Source organism: Pseudomonas sp. JAI115 (assembly GCF_014200835.1).
Lineage (GTDB): Bacteria > Pseudomonadota > Gammaproteobacteria > Pseudomonadales > Pseudomonadaceae > Aquipseudomonas > Aquipseudomonas putida_A.
On record NZ_JACHCY010000017.1, the window covers coordinates 17,408 to 36,275 of the forward strand.

The 18,868-nt window shown below is 61.6% G+C and carries 19 protein-coding genes; 9 read left to right on the forward strand and 10 right to left on the reverse strand.

The genetic code is table 11. The annotated features are described in order from the left end of the window. The first annotated feature begins 129 nt into the window (after positions 1–129). Entirely contained in the window at positions 130–1,662 is a 1,533-nt protein-coding gene (locus HDC30_RS25215) for a HAMP domain-containing sensor histidine kinase (RefSeq protein WP_183785622.1), read from the forward strand. A 168-nt stretch (positions 1,663–1,830) separates the two neighbouring features. Here the strand turns inward: HDC30_RS25215 and HDC30_RS25220 are convergent, their stop codons facing one another. From HDC30_RS25220 to glyQ, 4 genes are all read right to left on the reverse strand, one after another. Then, positions 1,831–2,610 carry a 1-acyl-sn-glycerol-3-phosphate acyltransferase gene (locus tag HDC30_RS25220; protein ID WP_115988550.1) on the reverse strand — a complete coding sequence of 260 codons (780 nt, stop codon included), beginning with the start codon at positions 2,608–2,610 and terminating at the stop codon, positions 1,831–1,833. 82 nt (positions 2,611–2,692) lie between these two features. After that, positions 2,693–3,232, reverse strand: a complete 540-nt coding sequence (gmhB, locus tag HDC30_RS25225; RefSeq protein WP_177325594.1) for a D-glycero-beta-D-manno-heptose 1,7-bisphosphate 7-phosphatase — start codon at positions 3,230–3,232, stop codon at positions 2,693–2,695. 5 nt (positions 3,233–3,237) lie between these two features. Beyond that, complete coding sequence (gene glyS / locus HDC30_RS25230; protein WP_096795468.1) at positions 3,238–5,292, reverse strand: glycine--tRNA ligase subunit beta; 2,055 nt, start codon at positions 5,290–5,292, stop codon at positions 3,238–3,240. Then, on the reverse strand, positions 5,289–6,242 hold the full coding sequence (gene glyQ / locus HDC30_RS25235; RefSeq protein ID WP_183785624.1) for a glycine--tRNA ligase subunit alpha: 954 nt from the start codon (positions 6,240–6,242) through the stop codon (positions 5,289–5,291). Before glyQ ends, glyS begins: the two co-directional genes overlap by 4 nt. An 81-nt stretch (positions 6,243–6,323) precedes the next feature. Between glyQ and tag the strand changes: the two genes are divergently transcribed. From tag to HDC30_RS25250, 3 genes are all read left to right on the forward strand, one after another. Beyond that, positions 6,324–6,881 (forward strand): DNA-3-methyladenine glycosylase I, encoded by a 558-nt coding sequence (gene tag / locus HDC30_RS25240; RefSeq protein ID WP_183785627.1) that lies wholly within the window; start codon positions 6,324–6,326, stop codon positions 6,879–6,881. 40 nt (positions 6,882–6,921) lie between these two features. Continuing rightward, positions 6,922–7,809 carry a lysophospholipid acyltransferase gene (locus HDC30_RS25245; protein ID WP_003220227.1) on the forward strand — a complete coding sequence of 296 codons (888 nt, stop codon included), beginning with the start codon at positions 6,922–6,924 and terminating at the stop codon, positions 7,807–7,809. A gap of 110 nt (positions 7,810–7,919) precedes the next feature. Continuing rightward, positions 7,920–8,159 carry a PilZ domain-containing protein gene (locus HDC30_RS25250; protein WP_007960749.1) on the forward strand — a complete coding sequence of 80 codons (240 nt, stop codon included), beginning with the start codon at positions 7,920–7,922 and terminating at the stop codon, positions 8,157–8,159. Between the two features lies 1 nt (position 8,160). Here HDC30_RS25250 and HDC30_RS25255 read toward each other — a convergent pair whose 3' ends face one another. The 5 genes from HDC30_RS25255 to def all read right to left on the reverse strand — a co-directional run bounded on the left by HDC30_RS25255 (position 8,161) and on the right by def (position 12,852). Beyond that, entirely contained in the window at positions 8,161–8,475 is a 315-nt protein-coding gene (locus HDC30_RS25255; RefSeq protein WP_027610275.1) for a tetratricopeptide repeat protein, read from the reverse strand. 147 nt (positions 8,476–8,622) lie between these two features. Then, positions 8,623–9,999, reverse strand: coding sequence for a Trk system potassium transporter TrkA (gene trkA, locus HDC30_RS25260; protein ID WP_095139781.1), 1,377 nt, complete (start codon positions 9,997–9,999; stop codon positions 8,623–8,625). 22 nt (positions 10,000–10,021) lie between these two features. Further along, positions 10,022–11,332: a 16S rRNA (cytosine(967)-C(5))-methyltransferase RsmB gene (gene rsmB / locus HDC30_RS25265; protein WP_103367981.1), complete on the reverse strand. Its 1,311-nt coding sequence runs from the start codon at positions 11,330–11,332 to the stop codon at positions 10,022–10,024. Further along, positions 11,329–12,288, reverse strand: coding sequence for a methionyl-tRNA formyltransferase (fmt, locus tag HDC30_RS25270; RefSeq protein WP_183785629.1), 960 nt, complete (start codon positions 12,286–12,288; stop codon positions 11,329–11,331). Before fmt ends, rsmB begins: the two co-directional genes overlap by 4 nt. A 57-nt stretch (positions 12,289–12,345) precedes the next feature. Then, positions 12,346–12,852, reverse strand: a complete 507-nt coding sequence (gene def, locus HDC30_RS25275; RefSeq protein WP_027610272.1) for a peptide deformylase — start codon at positions 12,850–12,852, stop codon at positions 12,346–12,348. A 159-nt stretch (positions 12,853–13,011) separates the two neighbouring features. Here def and HDC30_RS25280 point away from each other — a divergent pair, with 159 nt between their 5' ends. The 4 genes from HDC30_RS25280 (at position 13,012) to HDC30_RS25295 (ending at position 16,742) form a co-directional block, all read left to right on the forward strand. Beyond that, positions 13,012–14,037, forward strand: coding sequence for a LysM peptidoglycan-binding domain-containing protein (locus HDC30_RS25280; protein ID WP_115988547.1), 1,026 nt, complete (start codon positions 13,012–13,014; stop codon positions 14,035–14,037). Between the two features lie 82 nt (positions 14,038–14,119). Then, positions 14,120–15,217: a DNA-processing protein DprA gene (gene dprA / locus HDC30_RS25285; RefSeq protein ID WP_115988546.1), complete on the forward strand. Its 1,098-nt coding sequence runs from the start codon at positions 14,120–14,122 to the stop codon at positions 15,215–15,217. A 55-nt stretch (positions 15,218–15,272) separates the two neighbouring features. Then, on the forward strand, positions 15,273–15,830 hold the full coding sequence (locus tag HDC30_RS25290; RefSeq protein WP_115988545.1) for an L-threonylcarbamoyladenylate synthase: 558 nt from the start codon (positions 15,273–15,275) through the stop codon (positions 15,828–15,830). A 240-nt stretch (positions 15,831–16,070) separates the two neighbouring features. Continuing rightward, positions 16,071–16,742 (forward strand): hypothetical protein, encoded by a 672-nt coding sequence (locus tag HDC30_RS25295; RefSeq protein WP_027610269.1) that lies wholly within the window; start codon positions 16,071–16,073, stop codon positions 16,740–16,742. Between the two features lie 65 nt (positions 16,743–16,807). Here HDC30_RS25295 and HDC30_RS25300 read toward each other — a convergent pair whose 3' ends face one another. After that, the gene (locus HDC30_RS25300; protein WP_096795474.1) at positions 16,808–17,785 is read right to left on the reverse strand and encodes a quinone oxidoreductase; all 978 of its coding nucleotides are present in this window, start codon (positions 17,783–17,785) and stop codon (positions 16,808–16,810) included. A gap of 163 nt (positions 17,786–17,948) precedes the next feature. Between HDC30_RS25300 and hemF the strand changes: the two genes are divergently transcribed. Continuing rightward, the gene (gene hemF, locus HDC30_RS25305; RefSeq protein WP_027610267.1) at positions 17,949–18,863 is read left to right on the forward strand and encodes an oxygen-dependent coproporphyrinogen oxidase; all 915 of its coding nucleotides are present in this window, start codon (positions 17,949–17,951) and stop codon (positions 18,861–18,863) included. The last annotated feature ends 5 nt before the right edge of the window (positions 18,864–18,868 follow it).

The following is an 18,868-nucleotide window of genomic DNA, read 5'->3' on the forward strand; positions in this document are numbered from 1 at the left end:
CCTGAAGGCTCGGCATGTGCGGTAAAAGTAAGCAGTCCACCATCGGTCGACGTCCGCTATGATTCTTCGGATCTACATCCTCAGACCTGTGGCCCATGAAACCATTCACTGTCCCCTGCCCTGTTTGTCATGAATAGCCCGCGTCGGCGTGAAAGCCGCGAGCCAAGTCAGGTCCAGCGTCTGTTTCGACGGCTGGTGCGTGAGTGGTTGTGGATAAGTCTAGTGCTGTTGCCGCTGACTGCCTTGTTGTCGTATCGCGCGCAGATCAATCTGCACGACGTGGTACCGATGTGGAGCGCGTTGCTTTCGGTAGGGCTGGTAGCCTGCGTACTCGGATTGCTGCTGTGGCGCCCGCGCTGGGCGATCTGGGTGACATCGTGCGGTGTGGCTTGTGTGCTGCTGGCTAGCGCCGGGCTGGCGGAAGTTCGACACTGGTGGTCACCGACTCCAGCGGCGCTGGGCATGTTGTTCGGCTACCTGATCTGGAACTGGCGGCGCCTGAGTGTGGTGCTGACGTATTTTGGCTGGGAGCTGGCCCGACTGGACCGCGAGCCGAAAGTATTTCCCGAGCGGCGCCGTGCGCAATTCACCAGCGCTGATCAGCTGCAGGGCCAGATCATGGCACTGGAGCAAGCCATGAGCCGCACCCGCGATACCCGGCGTTTCATTGCCGACGGTCTGGAATACCTGCCGGTGGCGACGCTGATCAGCGATCCCAAGGGGCAGATTCTGCTGGGAAACCGCAAGGCCCGGGTATTGTTCGATGACCCGCTGGTCGGTGACTATGTTCTCGAGCAACTGGCCGGCCTCGGTTATCCGGAATTGTCCACAGAACCACGCCCGGCGCTGTCGGACCTGACGCTGCTGGAGTTTCGCGATCACAAGGAACGCAGTTTGCGTCTGGAACGGGCGGCTTTGCTGCCGGTGGATGGCGATACTCCCATCGGCTGGCTGCTGAGCCTCACCGATCTGAGCGCCGAACGCGCCGCAGAAGAACAGCGTGGGGTCTTGCTGCGGTTCCTTTCCCACGATCTGCGCGCCCCGCATTCGGCGATTTTGGCCCTGCTCGATGTACATCGCCATCAAGCCGGCGCGGATTCACCGCTGTTCGAGCAGATCGAGCGCCAGGTACGCCGGGCGCTCGATCTGACTGACGGTTTCGTTCTGCTGGCGCGGGCCGAATCCGAGGCTTATCAGTTCCAGCCCAGTCTGTTCGCGATGCTGGTGCTGGACGTGCTGGATCAGGCGCTGCCCATTGCTCAGCAGAAAAGCATCAAACTGCTGCACACGATGGACGAACAATCCCAGGAGCGTTTGATCAACGCTGACCAGGGCCTGCTGACCCGCGCCTTGTTCAACCTGCTGGAGAACGCCATCAAGTACAGCCCGGTCGGTACCACGATCAAGTTGAACGTCAGTTGCCAAGGTGAGTGGCTATGCTGTGAATTGACCGATCAGGGCAAAGGCATTGCCGCCGAGGAGCTGCCGGATCTGTTCACCCAGTACCGGCGCTTTTCGTCGGCGCAGGGGATTGATGGCGTTGGGTTGGGGCTGTCGATGGTCAAGGCAGTGGTCGATCATCATGGCGGTAACATCGAGTGCCACAGTATCGTCGATCAAGGCACCACGTTCCGGCTGCAGTTACCGTTGATCAGCGAGTGAACAGGCACAAAAAAACCGGCTATATCAGCCGGTTTTTTTACTTCCGAAAAAAACTTATGCACCTTTTACGGTGTTTTATGAGCTTGAGAAATATATAAGTAAATCAATCGGTTACTCTCAATATTCAGGCTTTTTCAACAAAACCGTACACAGGTTATCCACAAAATCTCAGACAGCCACCTGATCATTCGCGGCAGGCGCCTGCGGTGCTGGTGGCAGCGAACCCATTTCGCGCTGGGTCTGTTCGTTCCAGGCCTGTACCCGGTCGTTCAGCTCGGCGATGGCGCGCGGGCCAGTGCCTTCGGCATACATCGGCTCACCGATGACCACGGTGATCACACCCGACGTCTTGCCCCAGCCGATTTTCGGCCAGAACTTGCCGGCATTGTGTGCAATCGGCAGTACCGGAAGCGCCGCATTTACCGCTAACGCGCTGCCACTGCGCGAGAACTTGCCGACAGTGCCGTGGGGAACGCGGGTGCCTTCAGGGAAGATCAAGACCCAGACGTTGTCCTTGAGCAGTTCATCGCCCTTGGCCGCGACTTGTTTGAGCGCCGCTTTCGGGTTGTCGCGATCAATCGCGATCGGCCGCAGCATGGCCATGGCCCAACCGAAGAACGGTACGTAGAGCAATTCACGCTTGAGCACCTGGCTCAAGGGCGAGAAATAAGCAGAGAGAAAGAACGTCTCCCAGGTGCTCTGGTGGTTCGACTGAATCACGCAGGGCCGATCCGGCACATTTTCCGCGCCTTTGATCTCGTAACGAATGCCGAGAAACACCTTGGTCAACCACAAGGCGCAACGGCACCAGTACACGTTGATGAAACGATAGCGCGCCTTGAACGGCAAAAAGGGCGCGATAAAAAAGCTCAGGCTGCACCACAGCAAGGCAGTAGTGCCCAGCAGCAGGTAAAAGAGAAAAATTCTGATGGCCTGCAGTATCGACATGGCGACGTTTACCGTTACGGGCGATGCCCGACTGTTCAAGCGCACTCCCGATCAATCCCTGGTCAGGAACTTCAGAAGCACTCTAGTTGTGGATAAGTTCTGCGGCAATCGCCGCCAGATCGTCAAAAATCAGGGTGCCGACCGGAAGGGTCTTGCCCAGAGTTTTTTCGCCTTTCCCGGTCTTTACCAAAACGGGCTGTGAATCGACGGCTTTGGCGGCCTCCAGGTCACCAAGGCTGTCGCCGACGAACCAGACATTCGTCAGCGCCACGTTGTAATGCGCCGCGATGGTTTGCAACATCCCCGGCTTCGGCTTGCGGCAATCGCAACCCTCGTCCGGACCATGCGGGCAGTACACGATCAGCCCGACTTCACCGCCCTGCTCTGCCACGAGCGTGCGCAGGCGCGCGTGCATGGCGTCGAGGGTGGCAAGGTCGTAATAGCCGCGAGCAATGCCCGACTGGTTGGTGGCGACCGCCACCGTCCAGCCGGCCTTGCTCAACTGCGCAATCGCCTCGATCGAGCCGGGCAGTGGAATCCACTCCTCCACCGACTTGATGTAAGCGTCGGAGTCGTAATTGATCACTCCGTCCCGATCGAGAATCAGCAGTTTCAACAGCAATCCCCTCAACCCAGCAGCGAAATGTCGGCAACCCCGAGGAACAGACCACGCAGACGCGCGAGCAGCGCGTAGCGGTTGGCCCGGACCTTGGCGTCTTCGGCATTGACCATCACCGCGTCGAAGAACGCATCCACCGGCTCGCGCAATGCCGCCAGACGCGCCAGCGATTCGTTGTACTGACGCGCTGCGGCCATTGGCTGCACCGCCTGATCCGCTTGCTGGATCGCCGAGTACAGCGAGAACTCGTTAGCGTTGTCGAAGTATTTGGCTTCGACCACGGTCGGCACCGAGCCTTCAACCTTGCTCAACAGGTTCGATACACGCTTGTTGACCGCCGCCAGCGCTGCCGCTTCCGGCAGCTTGCGGAAGGCCTGAACCGCTTGCACACGCTGGTCGAAGTCCAGCGCCGAACCCGGCTTCAGGGCACGTACCGACAGGTAAGTGGCAACATCGACGCCTTCGTCTTCGTAACGCGCACGCAGACGGTCGAAGATGAATTCCAGCACCGCGTCGTTCAGGCCGGCAGCCTTGACCTTGGCACCGAACGCCGTCACGGCGAAGGCCACGGCGTCGTTCAGATCGAGGTCGAGTTTTTTCTCGATCAGGATACGCAGCACGCCGAGGGCCGCACGGCGCAGGGCATACGGGTCTTTGCTGCCGGTCGGCAGCATGCCGATACCGAAGATGCCGACCAGGGTGTCGAGCTTGTCGGCGATCGCGACAGCGGCACCGGTCAGGGTCGCCGGCAGTTCAGCACCGGCACCGCGTGGCATGTACTGCTCGTTCAGCGCCAGCGCAACGTCTTCCGGCTCGCCGTCATTGAGGGCGTAGTAGTAACCGGCGACACCTTGCATCTCCGGGAACTCGCCGACCATTTCGGTGGCCAGGTCGCACTTCGACAGCAGGCCGGCACGGGCCGCCCAGGAAGCGTTGCCGCCGATTCGCGCGGCGATGTAGGCCGCGAGTTTCGAAACGCGCTCGGCCTTGTCGTAGACGCTGCCGAGTTTTTCCTGGAACACCACGTTCTTCAGGCGATCATTGAAGGCTTCGAGTTTCTGCTTCTTGTCTTGCTTGAAGAAGAACTCGGCGTCGGTCAGGCGTGGGCGAACCACTTTCTCGTTACCGGCGATGATCTGCTGTGGATCTTTGCTTTCGATGTTGGCGACGGTGATGAACCGTGGCAGCAACTTGCCGTCGGCATCCAGCAGGCAGAAGTACTTCTGGTTGTCCTGCATGGTGGTGATCAGTGCTTCCTGCGGCACGTCGAGGAAGCGTTCCTCGAACGAGCACACCAGCGGCACCGGCCATTCGACCAGCGCGGTCACTTCATCGAGCAGCGCCGGCGGCACGATCGCGGTGCCTTCCTGACGGGTCGCCAGTTCTTCGGTGCGCTTGCTGATGATCTCGCGACGCTCGTTGGCATCGGCCAGCACGTAGGCGGCACGCAGGTCGGCCAGGTAGCTCGACGGCGAACCGATGCGCACGCTTTCCGGGTGATGGAAACGGTGACCACGGGAGTCGCGGCCAGCCTTCTGCGCGAGGATGGTGCAGTCGATGACCTGGTCACCGAGCAGCATCACCAGCCACTGGGTCGGACGCACGAACTCTTCCTTGCGCGCACCCCAACGCATGCGTTTCGGGATCGGCAGGTCGTTCAGCGAATCTTCGACGATGGTCGGCAGCAGGCTTGCGGTTGGCTTGCCGGCGATGTTCTGGCTGTAACGCAGTTTCGGGCCGCTCTGGTCGATTTCGCTCAGCTCGACGCCGCACTTCTTGGCAAAGCCCAGCGCTGCCTGAGTCGGGTTGCCTTCAGCGTCGAACGCCGCCTGACGTGGCGGGCCGTCGAGGTTGATGCTGCGATCCGGTTGCTGGGTGGCCAGCGCGGTGATCAGCACGGCCAGACGCCGCGGTGCGGCGTAGACGGTTTTGCTTTCGTAGCTCAGGCCGGCAGCTTGCAGGCCCTTGTCGATACCGGCGAGGAACGCTTCAGCCAGGGTGTTCAGGGCTTTGGGAGGCAGTTCTTCGGTGCCCAGTTCAACCAGAAAATCTTGAGCACTCATTGTGCAGCCTCCAGCTTGGCCAGTACTTCGTCACGCAGGTCCGGGGTCGCCATCGGGAAGCCCAGCTTGGCGCGAGCCAGCAGGTAGGCTTGCGCAACGGAACGCGCCAGAGTGCGTACGCGCAGGATGTATTGCTGACGCGCGGTCACCGAGATCGCCCGGCGCGCATCCAGCAGGTTGAAGGTGTGCGAGGTCTTCAGGACCATTTCGTAGCTCGGCAACGGCAGCGGCTGGTCGAGTTCGATCAGGCGCTTGGCTTCGCTTTCATAGAAGTCGAAGAGTTCGAACAGCTTGTCGACGTTGGCGTGTTCGAAGTTGTAGGTGGATTGCTCCACTTCGTTCTGGTGGAACACGTCGCCGTAGGTCACCTTGCCGAACGGACCGTCAGCCCAGACCAGGTCGTAGACCGAATCCACGCCTTGCAGGTACATGGCCAGACGCTCCAGACCGTAGGTGATTTCACCGGTGACCGGGTAGCACTCGATGCCGCCAGCCTGCTGGAAGTAGGTGAACTGAGTCACTTCCATGCCGTTGAGCCAGACTTCCCAGCCCAGACCCCAGGCGCCGAGGGTCGGCGATTCCCAGTTGTCTTCGACGAAGCGGATGTCGTGGACCAGCGGGTCCAGGCCGACATGCTTGAGCGAGCCCAGGTACAGTTCCTGGAAGTTGTCCGGGTTCGGCTTCAGAACCACCTGGAACTGATAGTAGTGCTGCAGACGGTTCGGGTTTTCCCCGTAGCGGCCGTCAGTCGGACGGCGGCTTGGCTGCACGTACGCGGCGTTCCAGGTTTCCGGGCCGATGGCGCGCAGGAAGGTCGCGGTGTGGAAAGTGCCGGCGCCTACTTCCATATCGTAGGGCTGAAGTACCACACAACCTTGCTCGGCCCAGTATTGCTGGAGCGCGAGGATCAAGTCTTGGAAGGTACGCACGGCTGGCGTAGGCTGGCTCACGAAATTCACCTGTTTCTTGGGCTGCGATTTAAAGAGCGGGAGTATACCCGATTCAGTCGCACCTCCACCCCCTGGAGCCTTATGCCACGCTGCTTTTGGTGTACCGAAGATCCGCTGTACATGGCTTATCACGATCAGGAGTGGGGCACGCCGCTACGCGATGCGCAGGGTTTGTTCGAGTTGCTTTTGCTCGAAGGGTTCCAGGCCGGGCTGTCGTGGATCACCGTGCTGCGTAAACGCGAGCGCTACCGCGAGGTGTTGTACGGCTTCGACGTGCAGCGTGTGGCGCAGATGAGCGACGCGGAAATCGCCGAACTGATGCTCGACCCCGGCATCATCCGCAATCGCCTCAAACTCAATGCCGCCCGGCGCAACGCCCAGGCCTGGCTGGCGCTGGAAGACCCGGTGGCGTTTCTCTGGTGGTTCGTCGGCGGCCAACCGATCATCAATCATTTCAAGGATCGCAGCGAAGTCCCGGCGATCACCCCCGAAGCCGTGGCGATGAGCAAAGCCCTGAAAAAGGCCGGCTTCACCTTCGTTGGCCCAACCATTTGCTACGCACTGATGCAGGCTTCGGGCATGGTCATGGATCACACTCAGGACTGCGACCGCTACGCGCAGCTGGTCAACGGCGGTTAGAATGGCCGCCTCGCGCACAGCAGAAAATCAGGAGTGACCTGTGGAAAAGTTTAAAGGCGCCTTGCTGGTAGGCGCTCTGCGGCTGTTTGCCCTGCTGCCATGGCGGGCCGTGCAGGCCGTGGGTTCGGCGATCGGCTGGATCATGTGGAAAACCCCCAACCGCTCCCGCGACGTGGTGCGGATCAACCTCGCCAAATGTTTTCCACAGATGGACCCGGCCGAACGTGAGCGCCTGGTCGGCCAGAGCCTCAAAGACATCGGTAAATCCCTGACCGAAAGTGCCTGCGCCTGGATCTGGCCGGCCCAGCGTTCGATCGATCTGGTGCGCGAAGTCGAAGGCCTCGACATCCTCAAGGAGGCGCTGGCCTCGGGCAAAGGCGTGGTCGGCATCACCAGCCACCTGGGCAACTGGGAAGTGCTCAACCACTTCTATTGCAGCCAGTGCAAACCGATCATTTTCTACCGCCCGCCAAAGCTCAAGGCTGTGGATGAATTGCTGCGCAAGCAACGCGTGCAGCTGGGCAACAAGGTCGCTGCCTCCACCAAGGAAGGCATCCTCAGCGTCATCAAGGAAGTGCGCAAAGGTGGTGCAGTGGGCATTCCCGCTGACCCGGAACCGGCCGAATCCGCGGGGATCTTCGTACCGTTCTTCGCCACCCAGGCGCTGACCAGTAAATTCGTGCCGAACATGCTCGCCGGCGGCAAAGCGGTCGGCGTGTTCCTGCACGCCCTGCGCCTGCCGGACGGCTCCGGCTACAAAGTGATCCTCGAAGCGGCGCCCGAGGCCATGTACAGCACCGATACCGAGGAATCCTGCGCAGCGATGAGCAAAGTCGTTGAACGCTACGTTGCCGCGTATCCAAGCCAATACATGTGGAGCATGAAGCGCTTCAAGAAACGTCCGCCGGGCGAAGCGCGCTGGTACTGAGCAAGTTGGCACACTCTGTGGATAACCCGTAGGAGCTGCCGCAGGCTGCGATCTTTTGATCTTGCTTCTGCGGCTTATCCACAACCCCGTTCATTCAAGGGCGCATAAAGATGTCCGAACAACGCAAATCCTTCCGCATCAAGATCACCCACGACAGCTTCGGCGAATGCCTGGGGCAGACCCGCAATCTGTCGGCCACCGGCGTGTATGTGCAGCATCCGCGTCTGGCGTCATTGCCCAAGGGTGCGGTGGTTTATGGCCAAGTGCAGGATTTACCCACAGGCGCGCCGCGGGTGCGAATGGAAGTGGTGACGGTGGATGCCGAGGGCATCGGCCTGCGTTATCTCTAACTTATTGCGCCTGGCGGTCGAGCTTCTTCAGAAACACCGTCATTTCCTTCTCGGCCTGCTTGTCGCCATGGGCGCGGGCGGCTTCCAGACCTTGTTCCCACGCCTGCCGTGCGGCGGCGTGATCGCCGAGTGCGAGTTGCGCTTTGCCCAATAGCTTCCACGCCGCCGAGTACTTCGGGTCGAAACCGACACAGCGCTGGAAATGCTCGGCTGCCTTGGCGTTCTCCCCCAGATCCAGATAACCCTTGCCCAGGCCAAAGCGCAGCAATGAGTTATCCACACCCTTGGCGAGCATTTTTTCCAGGGATTCGAGCATCGGTGGAGTCCTTTTCTGTGGAGTGTCAGGTGTAGATCGGTGTCAATTACACCGCTTTCGCGAGCAAGCCCGCTCCCACAGGGGAAACGTATTCCAAATGTGGGAGCTAGCCTGCTCGCGAAGGGGCCAGTGCCGTCAGCGCAAAACTCAGAAGAAGCTGAGACCCACATGAAACAGCTTCTCCACATCGCGAATATGCTTTTTATCCACAAGGAACAGAATCACATGGTCGCCGGTTTCGATCACCGTATCGTCGTGGGCGATGATCACTTCTTCGTTGCGGATGATCGCGCCAATCGTGCTGCCCGGTGGCAAGCCGATTTTCTCGATCGGCCGGCCGATGACCTTGCTCGACTTCGCATCCCCGTGGGCAATCGCCTCGATGGCTTCCGCCGCGCCCCGGCGCAATGAGTGCACGCTGACGATATCGCCCCGCCGTACGTGAGCCAGCAAGGTGCCGATGGTCGCCAGTTGCGGGCTGATAGCGATGTCGATGTCGCCGCCCTGGATCAGGTCGACGTAAGCCGGGTTGTTGATGATCGTCATCACCTTCTTCGCGCCCAGGCGCTTGGCCAGCAGCGACGACATGATGTTGGCTTCGTCATCGTTGGTCAGCGCAAGGAAGATGTCGGCGTCGGCAATGTTCTCTTCCAGCAGCAGATCACGGTCCGACGCGCTGCCCTGCAGCACCACGGTGCTGTCGAGGGTGTCGGAGAGATAGCGGCAGCGCGCCGGGCTCATCTCGATGATTTTCACCTGGTAGCGGCTCTCGATGGCCTCGGCCAGGCGCTCGCCGATCTGCCCGCCACCGGCAATCACGATGCGCTTGTAGGTTTCGTCGAGACGGCGCATTTCGCTCATCACCGCGCGAATATTCTCACGGGCGGCGATGAAGAAGACTTCGTCATCGGCCTCGATCACCGTATCGCCCTGCGGCAGGATCGGCCGGTCGCGGCGGAAAATCGCCGCGACACGCGTCTCGACATTCGGCATGTGCTCGCGCAACTGGCGCAATTGCTGACCCACCAGCGGCCCGCCGTAATAGGCGCGCACCGCCACAAGTTGCGCCTGGCCTTCTGCGAAGTCGATCACTTGCAGCGCGCCCGGATGCTGGATCAGGCGCTTGATGTAGTTGGTCACCACCTGCTCGGGGCTGATCAGCACGTCGACCGGAATCGCTTCGTTCTGGAACAGCTGTTCTTCGCGATTGAGGTAGGACGCTTCGCGCACCCGGGCGATCTTGGTCGGGGTGTGGAACAGGGTGTGCGCGACCTGGCAGGCGACCATGTTGGTCTCGTCGCTGTTGGTCACCGCCACCAGCATATCGGCATCGTCGGCGCCGGCCTGACGCAGCACCGACGGCAGCGAGCCGCGGCCCTGAATGGTGCGGATGTCGAGACGGTCGCCGAGGTCGCGCAGGCGTTCGCCGTCGGTGTCGACCACGGTGATGTCGTTGGCTTCGCTCGCTAGGTGTTCAGCCAGCGAACCGCCGACCTGCCCCGCACCGAGGATGATGATTTTCATCCAGTCACTCCGTTGAATCCGTTTAGCCGCGCGCGGCAGCGATCTTGATCAGCTTGGCGTAGTAGAACCCGTCATGCCCGCCCTGCTGGGCCAGCAATTGGCGACCATGGGGCTGTTTGATCCCGGCCGTAGTTGCCAGATCCAGTTCGCGGGCACCGGGCGTGCGCTCAAGGAACGCGGCAATGACTTCGGTGTTCTCGGTCGGCAAGGTCGAGCAAGTGGCGTACAGCAGGATGCCGCCGACTTCGAGGGTTTTCCACAGGGCGTCGAGCAGTTCGCCTTGCAGTTGCGCGAGGGCAACGATGTCGTCCGGCTGACGGGTCAGCTTGATGTCCGGGTGGCGGCGGATCACGCCGGTTGCCGAACATGGCGCGTCGAGCAGGATGCGCTGGAACGGCTTGCCGTCCCACCACGCTGCGGTATCGCGGCCGTCCGCAGCGATCAGTTCGGCGCTCAGCCCCAGCCGCTCAAGGTTTTCCTTTACGCGCACCAGCCGCTTGGCTTCCAGGTCCACCGCCACCACGCCGGCCAGCGCCGGTTCGGCTTCGAGGATGTGGCAGGTCTTGCCGCCGGGGGCGCAGCAGGCGTCGAGCACCCGTTGGCCCGGCGCCAGATCGAGCAGATCGGCGGCCAGTTGCGCGGCTTCGTCCTGCACGCTGATCCAGCCTTCGGCAAAACCCGGCAGGCTGCGCACATCGGCGGCGGCGTCGAGGACGATGCCGTCGCGGCTGTAAACGCACGGCGTGGCGGCGATGCCGGCCTCGCTGAGCAAGCCGAGGTAGGCGTCGCGGCTGTGATAGCGGCGGTTGACCCGCAGGATCATCGGCGGATGCGCGTTATTCGCGGCGCAGATCGCTTCCCACTGTTCCGGCCAGAAGGCTTTCAGGGATTTTTGCAGCCAGCGCGGGTGAGCGGTGCGTACCACCGGGTCGCGCTCCAGCTCGGCGAAAATGGTCTCGCTTTCGCGCTGGGCATTACGCAGCACGGCGTTGAGCAGACCCTTGGCCCACGGCTTTTTAAGCTTGTCGGCGCAACCGACGGTTTCGCCGATGGCCGCGTGCGGCGGCACGCGCGTGTAGAGCAGTTGATAGAGACCGACCAGCAGCAGCGCCTCGACATCGGCGTCGGCAGCCTTGAACGGCTTCTGCAGAAGCTTTTCCGCCAGCGCCGACAGCCGTGGCTGCCAGCGCGCGGTGCCGAACGCCAGATCCTGGGTGAAACCGCGATCACGGTCCTCGACCTTGTCCAGTTGCGTCGGCAGGGAGCTGTTCAGCGAAGCCTTGCCGCTGAGCACGGCGGCGAGTGCCTTGGCGGCGGCCAGACGCGGGTTCATTGCGCGGCCACCATGGCGCCGAGCACGGTGCCGACAGCGAATTTCTCGCGACGGCTGTTGAACAGGTCGCTGAAGTTCAGCGCCTTGCCGCCGGGCAGTTGCAGGCGGGTCAGGCACAGCGCCTGTTCACCGCAGGCCACGATCAGGCCGTCCTTGCTGGCGCTGAGGATTTCACCCGGAGCGCCTTTGCCGTCAGCCAGCGTCGCGGCCAATACCTTCAGCGCTTCGCCGTTGAGGGTGCTGTGGGTAATCGGCCATGGATTGAAGGCGCGTACCAGACGCTCCAGCTCGACCGCCGGACGGCTCCATTCGAGGCGCGCTTCGTCCTTGTTCAGTTTGTGGGCGTAGGTGGCGAGCTCGTCGTTCTGCACTTCGCCTTCGAGGGTTCCAGCGGCCAGGCCGGCAATTGCCTGAACCACGGCGGGCGGGCCCATTTCGGCGAGACGGTCGTGCAGCGTGCCACCCGTGTCTTCGGCGCTGATCGGGGTCACGACTTTGAGCAGCATCGGCCCGGTGTCGAGGCCGGCTTCCATGCGCATCACAGTCACGCCGCTTTCGGCATCACCGTGTTCCACGGCGCGCTGGATCGGCGCCGCACCGCGCCAGCGCGGCAACAGCGAGGCGTGGCTGTTGATGCAGCCCAGACGCGGAATATCCAGCACCGCTTGCGGCAGGATCAGGCCGTAGGCGACCACCACCAGCAAGTCCGGTTTCAGCGCGGCGAGCTCGGCTTGAGCATCGGCGTTGCGCAGGGTCGGCGGCTGCAACACCTGGATATTATTTTCCAGGGCCAACTGTTTGACCGGGCTCGGCATCAGTTTTTGCCCGCGACCGGCCGGACGATCCGGTTGGGTGTAGACCGCAACGATCTCGTAAGGGCTGTTCAGCAGGGCCTTGAGGTGTTCGGCGGCGAATTCCGGGGTGCCGGCAAAAACGATGCGCAGTGGCTCAGTCATGAAGGGCGTCTCATAAAAAGAAAAAGGCTTGCCGCAGCAAGCCTTTGAAGGAGGGCATCAAGCGTTCTGGCGATGCAGCTTTTCCAGTTTCTTCTTGATCCGGTCGCGTTTGAGCGTGGACAGGTAATCGACGAACAACTTGCCGTTGAGGTGGTCGCATTCGTGCTGGATGCACACCGCGAGCAGGCCTTCGGCGATCAGTTCGTAAGGCTGGCCGTCGCGGTCCAGTGCCTTGATTTTGACCTTCTGCGGGCGGTCGACGTTTTCGTAGAAACCCGGCACCGACAGGCAGCCTTCCTGATACTGATCCATCTCGTCGGTCAGCGATTCGAACTCGGGGTTGATGAACACCCGGGGTTCGGTGCGGTCTTCGGAAAGGTCCATCACGACGATACGTTTGTGCACGTTGACCTGGGTCGCGGCGAGGCCGATGCCCGGCGCTTCATACATTGTTTCAAACATGTCATCGACCAACTGACGCACTTCGTCGTCCACTACAGCCACAGGCTTGGCGATAGTACGCAGACGCGGGTCCGGGAATTCGAGGATGTTTAAAATGGCCATAGGCTGATTGCTGCACGTATTGAGTAAAGTCGGGTCGATGGCCTGGCAGGTCCGAAGATGCAGGCTACCGTTGTGAAGCGTAGCTAATGCAATTTGCAGTAGCGAGCCACGGGGGCTCTGACGGTTCACGCGAACGCACATGATAAAGGGATTCGCTGCATGAGGAAAACACTACTCGCCCTGCTGCTTCTGGCTTCGGCCGCGGCTGCGCAAGGGCAAGTGCAACTCAGGGATGGTTTTCCACAGCAATACACGGTGGTTTCGGGAGACACCCTCTGGGACATTTCCGGCAAATACCTGCGCGAGCCCTGGCAATGGCCACAGCTGTGGCGGGCCAATCCGCAAATCGAAAACCCCAACCTGATCTATCCCGGCGACACGCTGACGCTCAGTTACGTCAACGGCCAGCCGCAGCTGACCCTCAATCGCGGCGAGTCACGGGGCACCATCAAGCTGTCGCCGCGCATCCGCACCAGCCCGGTGGCCGAGGCGATTCCGAGCATTCCGCTGAAATCGATCAACAGCTTTCTGCTGAGCAACCGCATCGTCGACAAGGTCGAGGACTTCGACAAGGCGCCATATATCGTCGCCGGCGATGCCGAGCGCGTGCTCAGCGGCACCGGCGACCGGATCTTCGCCCGTGGCCACTTCGACCCGAATCAACCGGTGTACGGCATCTTCCGCCAGGGCAAGGTCTACACCGACCCGCAGACCAAGGAGTTTCTCGGGATCAACGCCGACGATATCGGTGGCGGTGAAATCGTCGCCACCGAAGGCGACGTCGCCACCCTCGCCCTGCAACGCACCACCCAGGAAGTACGTCTGGGCGATCGTCTGTTCAGCGGCGAAGAGCGCTCGATCAATTCGACTTTCATGCCCAGCGCCCCGAGCACCGACATCAACGGCCTGATCATCGACGTGCCGCGCGGCGTCACGCAGATCGGCGTGATGGACGTGGTCACCCTGAACAAAGGCAAGCGCGACGGTCTGGCCGAAGGCAATGTGCTGGTGGTGATGAAAACCGGGGAAACCGTGCGCGACCGGGTCACCGGCCAGCCGCTGAAAATTCCCGATGAACGGGCCGGTCTGCTGATGGTGTTCCGCACCTACGACAAGCTCAGTTACGGCCTCGTACTCAACGCATCGCGCTCGCTGGCGGTGCTCGACAAGGTGCGAAATCCTTAGCAGGCTTAACAAGTTACCAACAGAGTTATCCACAGCTTGTTCCGAATGGTTCGGGACTTATAACGATCAAGGATGATCCACGATGCTGTCTGCCTGTACGCCGGTTTCCCCAGCGGAACTGGAAGCGCGTTTGCGCCTGCACCGCTTGCCGGAAATCGGCCCGAAACGTTTTGCCAAACTGCTTGAAGCCTTCGGCTCGGCGTCAAAAGCCCTGAGCGCGCCGGCCAGTGCCTGGCGTGCGCTGGGGTTGCCGGCGGCCTCGGCCGAGGCCCGGCGCAGCCCTGAAGTGCGCGACGGCGCCAGCCATGCATTGCGCTGGCTAGAGCGGCCCGGCCAGCATCTATTGATGTTGGACCAGGCGAATTATCCGGCGCTGCTGGCGCAGATCCCTGACCCGCCACCGCTGTTGTTCGTCGCCGGTGATCCGCTGATTCTGGAAAGACCGCAACTGGCGATGGTCGGCAGTCGCAGCGCGTCGCGCCCGGGAATGGATACCGCCGCCGCGTTTTCCCGCAGCCTCGCCGGGGCCGGTTTCGTCATCACCAGTGGCTTGGCGCTGGGTATCGATGCGGCTGCGCATCAAGCGGCTCTGGACGTCGGCGGGCAAACCGTCGGTGTACTCGGCACCGGCCTGGAAAAGTTTTATCCACAGCGCAATCGTCGACTGGCCGACGCGATGATTGCCTCGGGCAGCGCAGTGGTTTCCGAGTTTCCACTGGACGCCGGGCCAACGGCGAGCAACTTCCCCAGGCGCAACCGGATCATCAGCGGTTTGTCTCTCGGCGTGCTGGTGGTCGAGGCGAGTGTCGCCAGCGGTTCACTGATCACCGCCCGGCTGGCGGCGGAACAGGGCCGCGAGGTGTATGCGATTCCCGGCTCGATCCATCACCCTGGTGCGCGCGGCTGCCATCAGTTGATCCGCGACGGTGCGGTGTTGGTGGAAACCATCGAACACATTCTCGAAGCCCTGCGCGGCTGGCAGCATTTGCCGTTATCCACAGACCCGCCGGATACCGCGCATCCCTTGCTTGACCTGCTGCACGCCGCGCCGCACACCAGCGAAGCCTTGGTCGAGAGCAGCGGCTGGACGCTGCCCAACGTTCTCGCGGCGCTCACCGAACTGGAAATGGACGGCCGCGCAGTGTGTGAAAACGGTCGCTGGCTGGCGAGGACACGCTAGGTTTTACAGGGAAGATCGGTAAACTGCGCAAAACCTGTTTTCGGAGAGTTTTTTCATGGTCAACAGTTGGCGTGTGCAACAAGCCGCACGAGAGATTCGCGCCGGGGCGGTGATTGCCTATCCAACGGAAGCCGTCTGGGGGCTGGGTTGCGACCCGTGGAACGAAGAGGCAGTGGATCGGCTGCTGGCGATCAAGAACCGTTCGGTGGACAAGGGTCTGATCCTGGTCGCCGACAACATCCGCCAGTTCGACTTCCTGTTCCAAGACTTCCCGCAGGAGTGGATCGACCGCATGGCCAGCACTTGGCCGGGGCCGAACACCTGGCTGGTGCCGCATCAGAACCTGTTGCCTGAATGGGTGACGGGCGTGCATGACACGGTGGCGCTGCGAGTCAGCGATCACCCGCAGGTGCGGGATCTGTGCTCGATGGTCGGGCCGCTGATCTCGACCTCGGCCAACCCGCAGGGGCGGCCGGCGGCGCGCACGCGGTTGCGCGTCGAGCAGTATTTCCGTGGGCAGATCGACCTGATCCTTGGCGGGCAACTGGGCGGGCGCAAGAACCCCAGCGTGATCCGCGACCTGGCAACCGGCAAGGTCATTCGTCCCGACTGATCCTGCGTCGAAAACCTTTACCGTGAGTCTTCCTCGCCTTGATGGTGAGGAGGACTACGCGTGCCTGCGATTTATCCTGCAATGACGCCAGTTTCTGTGTCGGAAAAGTCGCCAAGTCCCCGGATTCATTGGCTTTTCCCACTCGATTATCAGACTTTCTGGCGTGGCGGAATCGGCAAAAGCAACCATCCTTTCCCTGCACTCGAAACACTTCGATAAGTTAAGGTCTGCGGAGAAAGAATGGACACTACCAATTTGCAACTCACGGATTACCTGCAGGCGCTTCAGGTGACGTTGAAGAGTCACCATGAGGGTTGTCGCATCGTGATGCTTGAGGCAGGGGCGGATACTCAGGAGTTCGACCGGTTTATCGATCGGCAATTTCGGCTTCGGTTGCAGCATTACATGCTGACTTCACGGGCGCGGATGCTCGAAACCAGACTGGCGATAAAGTCGCGCAGTACCCATTTTCTGCTGTATCGGCACGATCAACTGTTGGCGGTATTGAGAGCGACTCCGGCACCGTTCGAGTGGGTATCGCTGGCGCAGCAACACGTTTCTCCCACAGTAGCGCTGTCGCGCCATGTCGAATTCAGTCGATTGATGTCGTACACACCCAATCAGTTGCCCATTGCGGTCAACGGTCTGCTGGCGGCCGCTACCGAGTGGGCCATTAAACGCGGTTATAACGGGGTAACCGCGTTGTGCAGATCGCAACAGCTGCGCTTCTACCAGCGCTTCGGCCTGATGCCGATCGCTTCCAATGCCCTGCATATCGACCAGCGCGCACGCGGCGATTACTGGGTGCTGTCAGCCGAGTGGCGGCAAATTCTCGCGGCGGTCCAACCGCCTGATCCGGCGGTTGGCCACGTGGTGCAGAAACCGTTGGAGTGTCATCTGCCGAGGTGTTGAACGCGTTCGAACTGACTTGCCAGCCGTGGGTTCGCAACCCTGACTGGCAAGACGTCGAAGGTTTGTCAGGGCAGCAGGATGGTCGAGCCGGTGGTACGCCGGGCCGACAATTCGGTCTGCGCCTTCGCCGCATCAGCCAGTGGATAGCGCTGGCTGATGCTCACCTTGAGCTTGCCGCTGATGATCATCTCGAACAGCTCGTCGGCCATGCGCTGCAGGTTCTCGGCGTTGTTGGCGTAGGTCGCCAGGGTCGGGCGGGTCACGTACAGCGAGCCCTTGGCCGAAAGAATCCCCAGATTCACCCCGTCCACCGCACCGGAGGCGTTGCCGAAACTCACCACCAGCCCACGCGGCGACACACTGTCGAGCGAGGTCAGCCAGGTGTCTTTGCCGACGCCGTCGTACACCACCGGGACTTTCTTGCCGTCAGTCAGCTCCAGCACCCGCTGTGCCACGTTTTCGTGGCTGTAATCGATGGTTGCCCAAGCGCCGTTGGCTTTGGCCAGTTCGGCTTTTTCCTTCGAGCTGACCGTGCCGATCAGCTTGACGCCCAGTGCCTTGGCCCATTGGCAGGCCAATGAACCGACACCCCCGGCAGCGGCGTGGAACAGAATGGTTTCGCCACCCTTGAGTTCATAGGTCTGGCGCAGCAGGTACTGCACGGTGAGGCCCTTGAGCATGACCCCGGCTGCGGTCTCGAAGCTGATTTCGTCCGGCAGCTTCACCAGATTGGCTTCGGGCAGGGTGTGCAACTGGCTGTAGGCACCCAGCGGGCCGCTGCCATATGCCACGCGATCACCGACCTTGAACCGGGTGACGTCGCTGCCCACCGCATCGACGATGCCGGCGCCTTCTGCGCCGAGGCCGGACGGCAAGGCTGGCGGGGCATACAGACCGCCGCGGTAATAGGTATCGATGAAGTTCAGGCCGATCGCCTTGTTCGCCACCCGCACCTGATTCGGGCCGGGCGCGGCGGGTTCGTAGTCAACAAACTCAAGCACTTCGGGACCGCCGTGGGCGCGGAACTGGATACGCTTTGCCATCTGCCTGCTCTCCTTGGGTCGTTTGTAAGCCCCCTATCCAACTCCCCTGCTTGATCTTCGTCAACTGCGGCGCGCAGGTTTGCGGTGTTATGCTACGCGCCCATTTGCGCCGCCCCCTGCCTGCGGGGCGCCCGCGTAGTTATGCCCGATTCAAGGTGAAGCCATGACGACCCGCACCGACGCCGTAAAGGCCTATCTGCTCGATTTGCAAGACCGCATCTGTGCCGCGCTGGAAACCGAGGACGGCGGCACGCGTTTCGTCGAAGACGCCTGGACCCGGCCTGCCGGTGGTGGCGGTCGTACCCGCGTGATCGAAAACGGTACGGTGATCGAAAAGGGCGGCGTCAACTTTTCCCACGTGTTCGGCAGCGGGCTGCCGCCGTCGGCCAGCGCCCATCGCCCGGAACTGGCCGGTCGCGGTTTCGAAGCCCTCGGCGTGTCGCTGGTGATTCACCCGCACAACCCGCATGTGCCGACGTCCCACGCCAACGTGCGCTTTTTCATCGCCGAGAAGGAAGGTGAAGAGCCGGTCTGGTGGTTCGGCGGCGGCTTCGACCTGACCCCCTATTACGGCAATGAAGAAGACTGCATCCACTGGCACCGCGTCGCCGAGCAGGCCTGCGCGCCGTTCGGGCCGGACGTCTATCCACGTTACAAGGCCTGGTGCGACACCTATTTCCACATCAAGCATCGCCATGAACCGCGGGGCATCGGCGGCCTGTTTTTCGATGACCTGAACGAGTGGGACTTCGACACCAGTTTCGCCTTCATGCGCGCCATCGGTGATGCCTACATCGACGCTTACCTGCCCATCGTGCAGCGCCGCAAGCACGATGCGTTCACCGCACAGCAGCGTGAATTCCAGGAATTCCGCCGTGGCCGCTACGTCGAGTTCAACCTGGTCTACGACCGAGGCACCCTGTTCGGCCTGCAATCGGGCGGGCGTACCGAGTCGATCCTCATGTCGTTGCCGCCGCAAGTGCGCTGGGCCTATGACTTCAAGGCCGAGCCCGGCAGCGAAGAAGCGCGCCTGACCGACTACTTCCTGCAAGACCGCGACTGGCTGGCCCAGGCCTGAGGACT